15 protein-coding genes and 1 other annotated feature are annotated in these 17,043 nt (G+C 34.6%); of the genes, 1 reads left to right on the forward strand and 14 read right to left on the reverse strand.

Going from position 1 to position 17,043, the window contains the following annotated elements; all coding sequences use genetic code 11:
* Window positions 1–41 precede the first annotated feature (41 nt).
* The 14 genes from M1D66_RS16330 to M1D66_RS16395 form a co-directional block, all read right to left on the reverse strand.
* Complete coding sequence (locus M1D66_RS16330; RefSeq protein WP_242554615.1) at window positions 42–4,244, reverse strand: tetratricopeptide repeat protein; 4,203 nt, start codon at window positions 4,242–4,244, stop codon at window positions 42–44.
* Window positions 4,245–4,621: 377 nt separating this feature from the next.
* Complete coding sequence (locus tag M1D66_RS16335) at window positions 4,622–5,500, reverse strand: class I SAM-dependent methyltransferase (protein ID WP_242555033.1); 879 nt, start codon at window positions 5,498–5,500, stop codon at window positions 4,622–4,624.
* Window positions 5,501–5,637: 137 nt separating this feature from the next.
* On the reverse strand, window positions 5,638–5,856 hold the full coding sequence (locus tag M1D66_RS16340) for a hypothetical protein (protein WP_000498604.1): 219 nt from the start codon (window positions 5,854–5,856) through the stop codon (window positions 5,638–5,640).
* Between the two features lie 29 nt (window positions 5,857–5,885).
* Entirely contained in the window at window positions 5,886–6,215 is a 330-nt protein-coding gene (locus tag M1D66_RS16345; RefSeq protein ID WP_000621475.1) for a DUF2085 domain-containing protein, read from the reverse strand.
* A gap of 112 nt (window positions 6,216–6,327) precedes the next feature.
* A complete protein-coding gene (argS, locus tag M1D66_RS16350) occupies window positions 6,328–8,016 on the reverse strand; it encodes an arginine--tRNA ligase (protein ID WP_000384911.1) in 1,689 nt (562 codons plus the stop codon).
* A gap of 45 nt (window positions 8,017–8,061) precedes the next feature.
* Window positions 8,062–8,276 (reverse strand) — a binding site (T-box leader).
* Window positions 8,277–8,316: 40 nt separating this feature from the next.
* Window positions 8,317–9,093 carry a class I SAM-dependent methyltransferase gene (locus M1D66_RS16355; protein ID WP_000637455.1) on the reverse strand — a complete coding sequence of 259 codons (777 nt, stop codon included), beginning with the start codon at window positions 9,091–9,093 and terminating at the stop codon, window positions 8,317–8,319.
* A 49-nt stretch (window positions 9,094–9,142) separates the two neighbouring features.
* Window positions 9,143–9,577: a BrxA/BrxB family bacilliredoxin gene (locus M1D66_RS16360; protein ID WP_000063706.1), complete on the reverse strand. Its 435-nt coding sequence runs from the start codon at window positions 9,575–9,577 to the stop codon at window positions 9,143–9,145.
* 83 nt (window positions 9,578–9,660) lie between these two features.
* Window positions 9,661–10,044, reverse strand: coding sequence for a thiol-disulfide oxidoreductase DCC family protein (locus M1D66_RS16365; RefSeq protein ID WP_242554616.1), 384 nt, complete (start codon window positions 10,042–10,044; stop codon window positions 9,661–9,663).
* A 3-nt stretch (window positions 10,045–10,047) separates the two neighbouring features.
* Window positions 10,048–11,175, reverse strand: a complete 1,128-nt coding sequence (locus tag M1D66_RS16370; protein WP_086385943.1) for a conserved virulence factor C family protein — start codon at window positions 11,173–11,175, stop codon at window positions 10,048–10,050.
* Window positions 11,176–11,723: 548 nt separating this feature from the next.
* The gene (locus M1D66_RS16375) at window positions 11,724–12,059 is read right to left on the reverse strand and encodes a single-stranded DNA-binding protein (protein WP_000982018.1); all 336 of its coding nucleotides are present in this window, start codon (window positions 12,057–12,059) and stop codon (window positions 11,724–11,726) included.
* 161 nt (window positions 12,060–12,220) lie between these two features.
* Window positions 12,221–12,475 carry a DUF4318 domain-containing protein gene (locus M1D66_RS16380; protein ID WP_000975138.1) on the reverse strand — a complete coding sequence of 85 codons (255 nt, stop codon included), beginning with the start codon at window positions 12,473–12,475 and terminating at the stop codon, window positions 12,221–12,223.
* A 105-nt stretch (window positions 12,476–12,580) separates the two neighbouring features.
* On the reverse strand, window positions 12,581–13,312 hold the full coding sequence (locus M1D66_RS16385) for a Bax inhibitor-1/YccA family protein (protein ID WP_001260655.1): 732 nt from the start codon (window positions 13,310–13,312) through the stop codon (window positions 12,581–12,583).
* Between the two features lie 75 nt (window positions 13,313–13,387).
* Window positions 13,388–15,283, reverse strand: a complete 1,896-nt coding sequence (locus M1D66_RS16390) for an ABC-F family ATP-binding cassette domain-containing protein (protein WP_000783169.1) — start codon at window positions 15,281–15,283, stop codon at window positions 13,388–13,390.
* Window positions 15,280–15,927: an HD domain-containing protein gene (locus M1D66_RS16395; protein WP_242554617.1), complete on the reverse strand. Its 648-nt coding sequence runs from the start codon at window positions 15,925–15,927 to the stop codon at window positions 15,280–15,282. The genes M1D66_RS16390 and M1D66_RS16395 overlap by 4 nt, the downstream gene beginning before the upstream one ends.
* 109 nt (window positions 15,928–16,036) lie before the next feature.
* Here M1D66_RS16395 and M1D66_RS16400 point away from each other — a divergent pair, with 109 nt between their 5' ends.
* Entirely contained in the window at window positions 16,037–16,819 is a 783-nt protein-coding gene (locus tag M1D66_RS16400) for a hypothetical protein (RefSeq protein ID WP_025687368.1), read from the forward strand.
* Window positions 16,820–17,043 lie beyond the last annotated feature (224 nt).

The raw sequence follows: 17,043 nt of genomic DNA on the forward strand, positions 1-17,043 counted from the left end.
TTCAAAATATATCCTTATCTTTTTTCCCTATTCTTATACAATTACTTTTCAAATTCTCGCAATGCTGCTAAATTTTCATCATCCTCAATAAGTTCAGCAAAGAATCCCGATTCATCCTCACGAAGGACAAATTCAAGCTCTTCCTTCGCCTCTTCATTTCTATTTAACTGCGCTAAATAACAAGCACGATCATATCTTGCTAACAAATCACTCGCGTCAATTATTAATACTTCATTTGTTATTTTTTCCGCCTTTATCGTTTGGCCGACACCATGATATGAAGATGCTAAAGAAAGAAGAATTGCTGTTTCATTTGGATGATGTACAGAAGCATTTTCTAATACATGAATTGCCTCTTCAAACCTTTCTTGACTTTGATATATTTCTCCTAAAGCAAGAAATGCTCTACTTACAAACGGTGTTTGCTCTGTTAATTGTAAGATAATCTTTTCTGCTTTTCTTTCTTCCCCTGCTTTAAAGAATACTTGTGCTTGCAGAAGAAGAGTATCATAATCATCTGGTAGTTCTCGAACCATTTGTTTCGTTAATTCCAAAGCATCTCTTAACATATCTTCTTCCTCGCACTCAACGAAAAGATTTACAAGTTGCTTCGCTACGTCATAATCCCATTTATTTTCTAGTGACGTGTGTAGAATCTCTATTGCTTCTTTATTCATCTCGACATTCTCATAAAATAGCGCAAATCGCTGTGCTGCCATACTATTTTTCGGATTTAACTTTAAAGAGATTTCATATAAATCAATTATCATAGTAACCATTGAAATTTCTTTCGCACGATTTTTCATACGATAAAAAGCTCTCGTAATGATAGATCGTTTCGGCTGTTCATGCAGCTGGCGTTCAATCCATATTTCCGTAACCGCAGCTGCAGCATACATGAATGCTGCACTTCTTTCTGCTTTTTTCACCTTTAATGTATGAAGAAAATCTCGTATGTTAGACAATTTTTTATGTTGCTCTACTGCTTTTACATAAACATCAAATATACGTTCATTATCAAAATCTTTTTGTATTACTTTCATTGCAACTTCAATTGCTTTTACATTTCTTTTTTTCACTAATACTTTTGCATAATGATATAGTACTTCTATATGCTCACCATCTAATTGTAGCGCGTATTCAATCTGTGCTTGTTCTTTATCTGTTTCATTCATCGCTCCATACACATATGCAATCGCATCTAAACGCCATATTTCAGGTACTTCGTCCGCTAATTGTTCTAGTTCAATCAGCAATTCTTCCTGAAGGTTCATTTCTACTGAAAGCTGTGCCAAATATTCCATATTAATATGCAACGGCTCTTCTTTCATCGCCTGAACCATATGACTTTGTTCTTTAGAACGGTTTTCTTCTTTTTCGTATATTTCCGCAAGCTGTAAATGTACACCTACGAAATTCCCATCAAGCTCTAAACATGTTTCATACGCCTGCTTTGCTTCCGTCAATTGCCCTAATGCCATAAGTGTTTCGCCAATTCGGTAATACGGTAATGCCGTTTCCATTTGTTCTATCGCCTTATTATATCTTTTCATCGCTTGGCCGTACTGTCCAATAGATTCATATAAAATACCTGCATAACAACCGTACTCACTTACTTCATTTCTTTCTTTGTGTAACGTTCTTAAAAATGCTATACCTCGTTGTACAAATTCCGTTCCTTTAATTCGATTCACATATTCATCTAACGCACTTGCTACATTATAATCACTTTTCTTTATACCATTTTCTAACTTAGATAGTGCTACTTTAAACCCTTCTTCATTTCCAACAAGTTCAATTTCAGCATCCCATAAAACCATTCCTGCATTCATGAGGAAATCTTGGCTCTTTTCAATTTGCTTCTCAAGACCAAGAATATATTCTTTTGCTTCCTTATATTGTTCTCTTGCCATATAAACTTGTGTAAGTCCGAAGTGAGAATAAACATCCTCATCATTTTCTTCTAAAGCACGCTTATACAATACTTCTGCTTCTTCCAAGCTATCATTTTGAAAATGATAATCACCTAATTTTACGTAAAGAGGTGCTTTATCATCACAATTCTCAATACCGTTTAATAAAATTTCTTTCGCACTTTCCTCATCCTTCAAATCAGATTCGTATATTTCCGAAAGTTTCGTATAAATGTAAGGTGCATTACTATCCAAATGAATCGCTACTTTAAGCCCTTTTATTGCTAAATATAATTTCCCTAGTTGATGTGCACATCTCGCTCGTTCATACCATACATGCGCTTCATATTTGTACTCTTTTAACAAGTCATTAAAGATTTCATATGCTTCTTCATATCTTTCTAAATCTATTAATATTAAACCGTGATTTGTTAAAGTGAACCTTTCAGGACTACGCTCTAACGCAACTTGAGAGTATTGCAATGCTTTTTCAGATTGATCAATATACATATAGGATAAAGCTAGAAAACTCCAAGCAATAGGCTGATCTGCGTCTAATTGTAACGATAAACGAAAGCTTGAAATCGCTTCTAGATAACTTTCCTGTTCAAACGCATATCTTCCGTTTATTAAATGATATAAAGCACGATTATTTTTCTTCTCAACGCTTGTCAGCATTTGCTCCGCTTTCTCTACTTCCTGAAGACGAATAAAACACTGTGCACCATGCAATTTAACAAAGTCCGAGTTCGGAAACTTTTCCATTAACTTATCGATACAATATAAAATAAATTCTTTATCTACTTCAACATCTAAGTGCTTTATCGTATATAACCACGTATTTGGATTATCACTCGTTTCTTTTAAAAATTGTACTAGGTTACTAATTCCCTCTTTGTCATGTTCATCTAAATGATCCGTAAGAGAAAAAATAGATTTAAAATAACGATTTTCTTCTTCACTTAGAAACTCTAGTTGCTCCTTCTTTTCTTTCGGAACAAACGTGATTGCTAAACAGCCTGTATAACGATATTTTTCTTGTACTTTACTATATTCCACAAGAACTGGCTCTATAAAGTTTGGATCTTGAACATAGAAAGCTTGCAATGTATCATCATATCCAGATAGAACTTGTACGTGTGAAGCATGCTCAATATCTATACTTAATAAAACAGGAATTCCTTCGTCAATCAGTCTCTTATAATTCTCTTCATTCCCTTTAAAATAACGATATTCATAACCTAATTCTTCTAAATAAGAAACAGTATCTGAAAACTTCGAACCTGTCATATCAAAAATAAACTCTGCTATTTCATCTTGTGTACGTTTCTCTCCCCATATACGCAACATCATCTCTAAGCTTGTCGGAACACAATAATTATCCTTTTGTACAATAGGAACTATCGGCAAGTGAACCTTTTTTCCATCCGGATTTTTTTCTAAATTATGATATAAAGATTCTTTTAAACCCTTTTCTTCTTTTAATAGTTTTTGTAAATCTGCAAATTTATTCATTTTGTACAGCGCTTCTGCACGTAAATGTACAAAGTAAGTATTATAGGCATGATATGGCAGCTGAGTATTTATATTATCTATTACCGCTAACATCTCTTCATATTGCTCTAAATCTAATAAATACTTTATCTTCTCAAAATGAAAATATGGTACTTGTGGGAATTTTACAATCGCATCATCGATTAACTGTATCGCGCGTTTTTGTTCTCCTTTATTCGCATACAATTGTGATAATAAATAGGTAGATAACTCTTCACAATCTTCATGCTGCATGCCAGCAATAAATTGTTCTTCCGCTTTCTCCCATTCACCTGTATGCATATAAACGTAGCCCCATTTATCAAACACTGCGCGCGCACTGTACTCCTCTGCTTTTTGCATATACATTAACGCTTCTTCGTTTCGTTTCATTTCTAAAAGACATCGTACTAACGTAAAATATGTTTTCGCTAAAAAATCTGCATCTATTTCTTCTTTACTTAACTCTTCTAAAGAAGATTTTAACAACTGCTCCGCTTCAAGAATTTTCCGCTCATCAATTAACTCATCACAATATAAAGAGAGCGTTCTCATATTTGGGAATTTTTTATAAGCGTAACGAATGAGGAATGAACTGTATTGGTGCATAAGCCCTTCATCAGTAAGGCGAATTAATATATCGAACTCCTTATGCGAAGGAATATTGGCAAGCCAATTCTTCACAGAGGATAAAGTATTCGTTTCTTTTATATATGCAATTTCATTATTTATTTCCTGTAATCCATCTACAAATCTCTTGTCTTTTAAACAAGTTTCTAACTGCTTAAAATCTAGCATGCATTCACCTCGAATTTATATTTATACTGCTACTTGCTTAGATTTTACACACCATATAGTATGTATTCAACTAAAATCTCTTATAATGGATGGTATTAATTAATATTATTCAAATTTATAACAAAATATAGTAAAAATGATTGTTTTTCTCCGTATTTTGTTTGATTATATGGAATAACGTAACATGCGGTTTTAATCTTGTAGAAGCTGAAATTAGTACATAAAATTATATCGGCGATAATTCAAATATATCAGCGATTCTTTCATTTTATCGGCGATTTTCAAATTATATCGACCGATTCTTAACATTTATCAGCGATTATATGTCGAATATCGACTTATCGACATTAAACGACAAGCCTTATACATCATACCTTTTAACAAACTATGTCACCAAATGTAATTTTCATATTGGGAGCGTATACAAAAGAAGAATACACATGAAATATTTTAAAAAATCGTAGTTCAGCTTCATATTGAGCTAGCGCATTATCATATGTTAATCCTCTGGCTATTAAACGTTCTACAAATTGTTGCTTATCACCCGGATCACTTGCAATCCCCTCTTCTTTTAATGATTGATACAAATCGTTTTTATCATTGTGATGCATATTTGAATCTAAAAAGTTCACTTTATCGCTTACTCTACATTCAATATTTTTCACACCTAATTCACTTAAATATATCGGTATTTTCATGCCTATATTGCCATCTTTACCATTTCTTTGCGTATCACTTTCAAATAATTTCTGCAAAACACCTAGCTGAATAAATTCCGATTGTTTCTCCCCATCTAGTAAATAAGAAGCCATATTAGAAATCCAATGTGGTTCAAAACAGATTATTTTTCCACCCTTTTTAACTGAATGTATCATTTTTTCTAGCATTGTTTCTGGAGTAGTCATATGTAATAAGAAAGCATGACAGATTGCTATATCGTATTTATCGTTCAGTTCAATTTCTGTAGCATCTCCTTCAAGAAATTCTGAATCATACGGAAGTAAACGAAACAACTCTCTGGCTTCAGCTAATAATGTTTCTCCACTATCAATACCTGTATACTTTGAACCTTCTGGGAGTAATGGCATTAATACTAACCCTAAATAACCATATCCACAACCGTAATCAACCATATGTACAGGCTTAGTAATCTTCCAAACTGTATTTACTAAAAAGCTTACATAATCGTCGTTGTAATATAAATCTCTCGTGTTTTTTAAATATGTTAGTTTATTGTTCCAATCATACGTTTCCAACATCTAACGCCTCCTTTTATATACAAAACTAAAGTTCTCTATATAATAGCCGTATTCCTACACTTTTCTTAAAATTTCAAAGCAAAAAAGCTAGTGTATTTTTAATAATACACTAGCTTTTTATTTGGAAGAAAAATTTAACAAGTACAATCACAATCAAAACAATCCGTACAGTCTAAATCGTCACAATCTGCTTTTCTCTTTCTTTTGTTTCTTTTAAGATAATAATACAGTAGCCCAAACAATAGTATACAAATAACAAAAGCTATTATTGCTTCTGTATACTTATTTTGAGTCATAAAACCAATTCCACTTCCGCCTGAAATAAAAATTAGAATTAAGTAAATCCAGAACATCTATGTAAATACCTCCATTACTATATATCTTAAGATAATATCCATATAACACTAGAGGAAATGAATAATCCCATACCATTACCGCTTAATACACCAGTAGTTATTCTTAGCAAATTTGAGCTACTTCTCCATTTCCACTTTTGGGTGAACCCATCGATAAGTAACGGAATTTGAGCGAAAAATGATAGTATGATTGCCAAAAGAAATGAAGGTGTCATATAAAAATAAATTGGAAACATTAAAATACCAATAAGCATGCCTGTACAACGCGCACATAAAGGTATGTACTTTTGTAGTTTAAAAAAACTCCTATCTAATCTTCTATGACAAGGAATTTGTAAAATAAAAGTTCGAATCAATATGAATCACCCTCTCTAAAAAGATTTTAATTGATTTTGCAAAAAAAATATATATCCAATAAAAAAACAAACCAGGTTTATACTAGACCCAGTTTGTCAGTTTACTACTATGTTACATCTCCTCAGGTGCCCCCACCCCAAGTAAACGTAATCCTTCTTTTAATACAACCGTCACAGCATAAACCAATGCGAGTCTGCTGTCTTTTTCTTTGCTCTCTTCTAATATACGAACATTACCGTAATATTTATTGAATGATTGTGCTACATCTAATATATATTTCGAAATAATCGATGGCTCATTTTTATTGAAAGCCGCTTCAATTACTTGAGGGAATTTATTAAGTAATTTTACGACACTCCAGCTATGATCGTCTTTTAAAGCAAATGTACATGTTTCAAATTCTACACTTTCTTTTCTTAAAATAGAACAAGCACGTGCATGTGTGTACTGTACGTAAGGTCCTGTTTCTCCTTCAAATTTCAGCATATTTTCTAATGAGAATTCGATATTATGCATACGCTCATTTTTTAAATCGTGGAAGATGACTGCACCAACACCGACTTGCTTTGCTACTTCTTCTTTCTGTTTTAAGTTTGGATTTTTCTCTTCAATATTTTGTTTTGCAAGTTCGATTGCTTCTTCGAGTACTTCTTCAAGTAAAATAACTCTTCCTTTACGTGTCGACATTTTCTTACCATCTTTTAAAATGAAGCCAAACGGTACGTGTTCCATACCATCAACCCAAGTATAGCCAAGTTTTTTTAATACGGTGAAAAATTGATTGAAATGTAAGCTTTGTTCTGGACCAACAACATATAGCGCTTTATCAAACCCATAAGTGTTTTGACGATATAAAGCTGCCGTTAAGTCACGCGTTGCATAAATCGTCGCACCATCTGATTTTCTAATTAAACAAGGCGGCATTCCTTCTTCTTCTAAATTAACGACTAATGCACCTTCTGATTGTTCAAGCAACTCATGTTCTTCTAAAATCCCAATAAAATCTTCCATTAAATTATTATAAAATGCTTCTCCCTGAAAATTAGTAAATTCTACGCCGAGAAGTTCATAAATGCGAGAAAATTCTTTAAGGGACTCATGACGAAACCAATTCCAAAGTTCTACCGCTTCTTCATCACCTTCTTCTAGTTTCTTAAACCAAGCACGTCCTTCTTCTTCTAGTTCTTCGTCGTCTTTTACCTCTTCATGGAATTGGACATATAACTTAAATAGCTCACGTATTGGATCTTCTTTAACTACTGCTTCATTTCCCCATTTTTTATAAGCCGTAATTAACTTTCCAAACTGTGTTCCCCAATCTCCTATATAATTAATCCCTACAACTTCATAGCCACATTTTTCAGCGATATGTTTCAGCGAATTTCCTATCATTGTAGAACGTAAATGCCCCATCGAAAAAGGTTTCGCGATATTAGGAGAGGAATAATCAATTACTACTGTTTTTTCACAGCCAAAGTGGTTTTGACCGAACTCTTCTTTCTCCGCTAAAACTGTTTTTAATACTGCATCACTTACAGTTTCACGATTGAAAAATACATTTACATAAGGACCAACGGCTTCTACTTTCGTAAAAAACGGATCATTGAATTTCTCAGCAACTTCCTTTGCGATAAGAGCTGGTGCTTTTTTATATTGCTTCGCTAATGAAAAGCATGGGAACGCTGCATCTCCAAATTCATCTTGTTTCGGTGTTTCAATTAAATCTAAAATTTGTTTTTGCGTTAATTCATTCGTGAAAATATTAGATAAACTTTCCGCAAACTGCATTTTATAATCCATGATACAACCTCCTTATTTTTTAAAACACAAAAAACTCGTCTCTAAAAAAGAGACGAGTTTTAACCCGTGGTACCACCCTTGTTGTTCGTTACGAACCACTTTCCCGTTTATAACGAGGACAGGGGGCCTCGGCTTTCTCTACTATTCGTTCAAGAAGCATCTCCGAAGTGCGCTTCATCTTTTTCTTCCGTACTAGGCTCACACCATCCCTAGCTCGCTTTCCTTCTAAAAAAGACTACTCTCTTCATCACAGACAGTATATTTAATTAATTATTGCTTATTATACATCTTTTCAAACAATTAGCAAGGGTCAATTACACCAAAGTGAAACTTAGCACTTTTTCTTTTGTATACATAAAAATTGTGTTTTTCAAATCTAGAACTACGAAAATGATCTTTTAAAACGACACGTTTTCTCGCCACTCGTTTTGCCTCCGCAATTGTTTCGTCAGTAATATCATGATACAAAGCGAAGTGTTTTAATCCTTTAATTCCATCGGATTCTATGACAGTTTCTTCAAACATCGGATCAAGGTAAACGACATCGTAACTATTGTCTTCACATTGCGCTAAAAATGAAAAATGCTCCGTTTGCTTTACTTGGATTCTTTGCATTGCTTCATCAATTTCAGAAACAGATGAAGACCATGTTTTCAAACCATTTTCCATAATATAAGCCATATACTCATTGCCTTCAAGTCCTGTTACTTTTCCGCTTTCCCCAACAACATAACTAGCTACAATACTATCTGATGCCATCCCGAGCGTACAATCTAACACTGTCATTCCGCTCTCTAATTTAGCAGCTTGTACAAACGGATCGTGTTCTCCACGCATTAACCTTTTCACACGAAACATCGCTGAGTTTGGATGAAAGAAAAACGATTCTTCCGTACCTTTTGGATAAATAGCTAATCGGTTCTTCCCTACGACAAGCACATCTTGTTCATACTGCTCATGTAGCTTATGTACTGGTATGTCATTACGTTTAACGAAAGAAGCATTTAATTCTGCCGCTACCTCGTTTGCATAATCTGTCATTTCTTTGTTCGTTCTTCCTGCTGTTGTTACGATCATTGTTTCACCTCTATATAAAGAAAAGAGGGAGATTTACTCTCCCCCTTCTTTAGCAATTCTTTTCGAAAGCTTGTTCTAAGTTCGTAATAATTTCGTCCATAGTTGCACCTTCAATTTCATGACGGTGAATGAAGTGAACAACTTCTTTTCCTTTTAATAATGCCATAGATGGTGAAGATGGAGGAATTTCTCCGAAGTATTCACGCATTTTTGCAGTAGCATCTTTATCTTGACCTGCGAATACAGTTACAAGATGATCAGGTTGTTTTTCAGCACGAACAACCGCTTGACCTGCTGATGGACGTGCTAAACCAGCTGCACAACCACAAACAGAGTTTACAACTACTAAAGTTGTACCTGATGTATTTTCCATAAATTCTGTTACAGCTTCTTCTGTAGTTAACTCTTCAAACCCAGAACGCACTAACTCTTGGCGCATTGGGATTACCATTTGGCGCATGTATTCTTCATAAGCATTTGACATCTTGTAATCTCTCCTTCAACTTTCATTCCAAATTCATCATATCACGCTCTATTAATAGGTGCAAAAGAAAGATAACGATGATTTCATTTTTTTGTAGGGATTTCACAAACCCCACCACGGCAATGTCCCACTGGAACGAATTTTCTATTATTAGCGATATAATCGTATACTTTACTTCCAAAACCAAGTACGATAGATAGCTTTATAAAAGGAACTGCAAACCAATAAGATGGAACGGCCTTTGCTAATACATCTATGCTCTGAATACCGTCATACCACTTATTATTTTTAAAAATATACAGTCTTTGTTCCATCTTACTTTGTAGTTCTTGAGAAAGCTCATACTTCTCAACTACATCTTCATTTCGAAATGAAACAAATTTCATCTTACCCTTTTTATCTAATTTTTTCGTACGTTCTGCAACGGCCGTACACATCGTACACCAACTATCATAGAAAACAATCATACATTATTCCCCTTTACGAGACTCCGTCATTTGTTTCCATACAGAACCTTTTGCTTCTTCTCCGCCTTCAATACGCTCTAATGCTAGACGTGCTTGCATCGCTACTTCAAACTCTGGATCATCTTGCGCTGCTTTTAATGCTGGAATCGCACTTTCATCTCCAAGTTCAAATAAGAACATCGCTGCACGCCAGCGTACTAATTTACTTGGATCTTTCAGAGATTTAATCATAACGAACATCGCTGCCGGATCACCTACATCTGATAAACAATCTCCTGCAGTACGGCGAACACTTACAGAGCGATCTAACAACGCTTTATATAATAACGGTAATACTTCATCACCTTTTACCATACCTAAATACGCTGTTGCTAAACGGCGTATTGAAACTTTTTCATCATCTAACGCCATCTTCAACACTGGAATATCTTCTTCAGTAGGATCCATTTGTTCTAATGCTGCAAAACGGTTTTTCCAGTCAGAATCTTTCATCATCTCTTCTGTTACTTTATATGGCTCACGCTTTTGAATCGTTACTTCAACAGCACCTGCTTGATTTAATAATTCTTTAACCGTTTCATTTACACGTTCTTCTGAATAAGCAGCAACAATCTCTTCCACTACTTCTTTCCCAATTTCTTCAAAATTACCGTAACGTGTACTTTGTTCTACCCATTTACGCTCTTTTACAACGTTTGGTGCAGACATTTGCACTTTCATAATTGATTCTTTAAAACGATCTGGTAAGCCAACACGTTCTTCCGATGTTCCATCTGTTAACTTTACTTGCATTGGAATTGTAAAGAACATTTGAACAAACACTTTCACTTCTCCAAAATGAGACAGTTGTTGTTCTTCACTCCCTTCCACTACTTCTTCGCCAAAAACAGCACGAACTTGTTGTAATAATACTTTCCAGTCATACTTTGCATTTCGCTCGACTGCTAAAAAGTCGGCTACATGATATACACCTTTAATGCCTTCAATTTTCAAAATTTCTTGCACTTGCATTGGTGCTTGTTCTTTATTTTCATTTGTATAATTATTACGTGCTCCTGATGGTAATACTTCATTCAAAATAACTTTCATTGTATTTGGACTTGGCGTCGGTTCAATTGCTTTAATCTTCACGTAAAAAACTCTCCTTTATTGCATGATCTTAGCTGTATTGTAACATGTTATCACTCTATACTCCTACTCGGATGCTTAATTTTACTACTTTCTTCCCGCTACCATACTATTTCATTCTTTTTACATTTTAAATTAGGAACGGGATTTTAAAAGCTTTCGTTTCCGATGATTTTTATTTTTTATCCATTTCTTGAGGTACCGCCAGTATCAAAAAAAAAAAAACACGCTAAGCACAAAAATATATTAAGCTATCCATATGGATAGCTTATTTACATAATTTTCGTTATTGGTAGCAACAAAAAGGAGGATTCCTTACTCTCAGAAGGAATCCCTTTTTTATTTTCTATCACTCGATTCATCTTTTTATACATTCCTATCCTGTGATGGGTTTTATGGTTCTCGTTTGTTACTGGATTAGCCAAAAAACGTTATAAAACTTTGTATACTCTTTACTTGTTTTTTCAAAAAAGCTGGGGTATCCCCTCTTTAAGTTTATTAAAATACTTTCCACAATTTTTTCCGAAGCTATTACTTCAAATCACCTTTTATTACGATGCCCCCTCCCGCCTTCTCTCCAAAAAGGTAATACTCTCAATCACAACTTCAGTCCTATATATTCTCTTGCCTTGTTCATCATCGTAATTACTAGTCTGAATACGCCCTGTAATCCCAACGAGTGATCCCTTCTTACAATATTCAGTTACATTCTCAGCCGATTTGCGCCAAACGACACAATTAATAAAATCGACTTGTTGTTCACCTAAACTATTTCGAAATCCTCTATTCACCGCAACACATATTCGTGCATAAGCAACGCCTTGTTTTGTGTAGTATAATTCTGGCTCCTTTGTCAATCTACCGATTAATACAACTCGATTCATCATAAGTTATACCACCTCACATGTTTTTCTTCATTGTAAGGAGAAATGTTTGAATGGTAAAAAGCACAAAATGATATATCCGTGAGTAAAAAGTATTATTTTAGACCTTACAAAACAAAAAAAGAAACCATACATAGTTCAAACATGTATGGTTTCAAAATTTATTACACTTCAGTACAAGATATGTAATATCCTCCGCGAGCCATCTTTATTTCAGCACGGTACATTGCATTTTCTAAGTAGAAAGTAATCGGTTTAACTTTACTCTCAAATTTTAGTCTTTCATTGCATTCAGTTGCATATCCTTCAATCGCTGAAGTAATAACTTTTGATGATGGATACGTTAAAGCTTCATCTAGTTCTATGAAAAAACTTTTAGAAAATAGTTTTTTCATAATCCCCTTCTTCTCTTTCATCATATTCCATCTCCTTCACTTCAAGTTGCTATCATCCATATTATACCATACATTCAATATATCTTTGAAAATAAAAAAATCCTGCATTTTTCATGCAGGATTTTTTTATTAGTCATTTTTCGTAAAGTACGAAACGAAACGAAGAATTTCTAAGTATAACCATACTAATGTAAGCATTAGTCCCATCGCAGTATACCACTCCATATATTTCGGAGCTTGACTACGTACACCATTTTCGATTAAATCGAAATCTAGTAATAAGTTTAATGCAGCAACTACAATAACAACTGCACTAATAATAATACCGATTGTACCACCTTGGTGAATGTATGGAACAGTTACACCAAACATATTTAGTAGAAATACGACTAAATACATAACCATAATTCCAAGTGTTGCTGCCATCACGCCTGTACGGAATTTATCCGTTACTTTTACTACGCGTGTTGCATATAACACTAACATTGCAAATAGAATTGAGATTGTTAGTAATACAGCATTTAAAACGATAGAATCGCCAAATTTCATTGTATAAACTGCTGAAATACTTCCTAACACAACCCCTTCTACCGCTGCATAGATTGGTGCACCAAAAGGTGAAATGCGCGGGAAGAACATAGACGCAAATGCGATGATTGCCGCAACGATTAAAGCACCAATTAATACTGGCATCTTCATCGTCCCCTGCATCATCTGTATGTATGAATAGACAGACGTTGCAAGTAGCAAGATAAGCATAATGAACGTTTTGCCTACTGTTCCGCCAATCGTCATCGCAGAAGCACTTGCTCCCTCTTTACGGAATGCCTCTTTTTTCAACATTGGATTAGATGTTCTCATTTTTTCCCTCCTAAAATAGGTTCTACCAATAGTGTAAAGTTTTTCTCTTTACTTTTCAATATATGCAGCTTGTTTTTATTTTAATCCTTCAACGATGTCTGATAGTTCACTCCATCTTTCCATCTTTTTTTCTAGCTCTTCTTCTGTTTTCTGCTGTGCTTCAGATAATTCTTGTGCCTTAGTGAAGTCAGATCCAACTTTCGCAAGTTCTTCTCCAATTGACTCAATTTTCTCTTCAAGTTCGGCAATTGTATCTTCAATCGTTTCCCATTCACGCTGTTCATTGTATGAAAGTTTACGTTTACGTTGTTGTTTTGGAGCTTCTTCTACAACTTTTTTCTCTTTTTGAACTTCCGCTTTCTCCATAAGTTCTCTCGTTTTTTCCATTTCTAAATAATCTGTATAACTACCTAAAAACTCACGCACTTCGCCTCCGCCAGTAAAGATGAACAGTTCATCTACTACTTTATCTAAGAAGTAACGGTCATGCGATACAGTTAAAACGACACCTGGGAAATCTTCTAAATAATCTTCTAGTACTGTTAATGTTTGTGTATCTAGATCGTTCGTAGGTTCATCAAGTAAAAGTACGTTTGGTTCTCCCATTAAAATACGTAATAAATATAAACGTCTTCTTTCACCACCAGATAGTTTACCAAGTGGTGTACCATGTGAATGCGTCGGGAATAAGAAACGTTCTAACATTTGAGATGCACCAATTACTTTTCCATCTGTCGTATGAATAACTTCTGCAATCTCTTTAATGTATTCAATCATACGCTGATTTAAATTCATCTCTTCATTTTCTTGCGTATAATAAGCAACTTTTACAGTTTGTCCTACTTCCACTTCACCACTATCAGGAGATAACTTACCTGCAAGCATATTTAATAGGGAAGATTTCCCGCTTCCATTCGCCCCAATAATTCCGATACGATCACCCGGTTTCACAATATGATTAAAATTATGTAATACCGTCTTATCGCCAAATTTTTTCGTTACATCTTTTAACTCAAGTACTTTCTTTCCTAGACGACTTCCGCTTAGTGCAATATCAACTGACTGTTTTGCAGCTGGTCCTTCTTGTGCCTTTAGCTCATCAAAACGCTGAATACGCGCCTTTTGTTTCGTAGAACGGGCTTTTGCACCACGACGAATCCAAGCAAGTTCACGACGATATAAATTTTGGCGTTTCGATTCTTGTGCCAATTCTTGCTCTTCACGAAGTGCTTTCGCTTCTAAAAATGTACTATAGTTTCCTTCGTAGCTATATAGTTTACCATTATCTAATTCAAAAATACGATTCGTCACACGATCTAAGAAATAACGATCATGGGTTACAAGTAATACCGAACCTGTATATCTCGCTAAATATTCTTCTAACCATTCAACTGTCTCGTGGTCAAGATGGTTCGTAGGCTCGTCTAAAATTAATAAATCCGGTGTTTCAATAAAACATTGTGCCATTGCGATACGTTTTTTCTGTCCACCAGATAAATTCCCAACAATTGCAGTGAAGTCCGTAATTCCTAATTTCGTTAAAAGAGATTTCGCATTTGCATTTGCTTCCCATGCACTCATTGCATCCATACGTTGCTGCACTGCAAATAATTGTTCCTGTACTTTTTCATTACTTGGATCTTTTTCAATATTTAATAGTGCTTTTTCATAATCACGAAGAAGACGAATTAAAGGTGTATCGCCATGGAACACTTGCTCTAATACTGTCAGTTTTTCATCAAACTCTGGTTGCTGTGATAAATAACTAATTGTATACCCACGTGAATGCGTCATATCACCTGTATCAGGAGTTTCTAATCCCGCAATAATTTTTAATAATGTCGATTTACCAGTTCCGTTTACACCAATAATTCCGACACGTTGTCCTTCTGTAATACTACATGATAATCCATCAAATAACGGCTTTTCTCCATATGATTTTGATAAGTTCTCCACAGTTAACATTTTCATATTTGTGCATTCCACTCTTTCATAAATTGTTCAATAAACTGTTCCATATAAAGATGACGAATTTCAGCCTCTTGTTTTGCTGCATTCGTATTCATTAAATCTTTTAATTTCAAAAGTTTTTCATAAAAATGATTTAAAGATGGATCATTATTTTTTCTATACTCTTCTTTCGTCATTTCTTCACGCGGCGGAATAGTTGGGTCATACATTAATCTCCCTTTCGCCCCGCCATATGCAAATGTACGAGCAATTCCTATTGCACCAAGAGCATCTAAACGATCCGCATCTTGAACAATTTTCCCTTCAAGTGACTCTACTGTGCCGCCATGGCCACCTTTATAAGACATATTGGCGATGATATGAAGAATATGTTTACTTTCCTCTTCTTCAACACGTAGCTCTTCTAACCAATCAGAAACTTTTTTCATTCCTGCTTCTTCACTTTCATTTAGCTTTTCATCTGCCACATCGTGAAGTAATGCTGCCATTTCAATTATAAAACGATTTCCACCTTCTTGCTCAGATAAAGAAATCGCCATTTTATGTACACGTTCAATATGATACCAATCATGCCCACTCGCATCTTTTTCTAAAATATGTTTTACAAAAGTAATTGTTTTTTGAATTTTTTCTTGTTTTATCATTTTATCTTCACCCAGTTACTTATTGTAACACGCCCGCATTTTTTCATCACATATTTTCTTGTCCGCCCATACACTAGGTGGTAGGCATCATCATGAAGGAGGAATAAACATGTTCTATAATAATCAACCGCCTTATCCAAGGCAACCATTGTATCCTCAACAACAAGAACAGAGATACACAGAACAATACGAAGAACAAGAGTTACAACAGCAAGAGCAACAACATGACGAAAACCCATATGCAACAACGCAAAACCAAGAAACTGAATTTCAACAAAATCCATATGACACACGTCCAAATTATGAATATCCTCAAAATCCATATGCAGCACCACAAAATCAAGAACAGCGATATCCTCAAAATCCATATGTAATACCACAAAACCAAGAACAACAATATCCTCAAAATCCATATGTAGCACCACAAAACCAAGAACAACAATATCCTCAAAATCCATATGTAGCACCACAAAACCCATACACAACTCAGCCGCAACAACCGCAATATCAACAACAAATGTATCAACCAAACTACGACGCACGTGTCTCACCACCTAAACCACCAACAATAGATCCAACACAACCACAAATTTTACCGCCCGGACCAACACTAGACATTACACAACCACAAATCTTACCACCTGGACCAATTACTGAACCAACACAACAACAAATTCAACAAGTTGTCGGTACACAATTTTTACCTTTCAAGAAACCTGTACTAGATTTCGTAAAACCATGGGTAGATTACGGTTTAAATGAAGCAAAACATACATCACACGAACACGCATTAACAGAAGTTGCTGCGATTATGTTTTTAGTTGGTAAAGGCTTCAATCCGACGATTGCACATTATATCGTTGAATCTTGGGAGAAGAATGAGCAGTTTTAGGGTTGTTTATTTGATAAAATATAAAAAACACAAAAGTGCCAAACCCCTTATACCACAAGGGTTTTGGCACTTTTTAATATCTAAAACAAATTTTATTGAAATAATTATTTTTATAGATTTTCATACTTTTTTATATAGTACGTGAACATATACAGTACAAAAATACACCTTTGTATACACATTTTTAGAAACATCTTACGTTTATCAAACAATAACCAAAAGAC

The sequence above is a fragment of the Bacillus sp. PK6-16 genome (assembly GCF_056530295.1).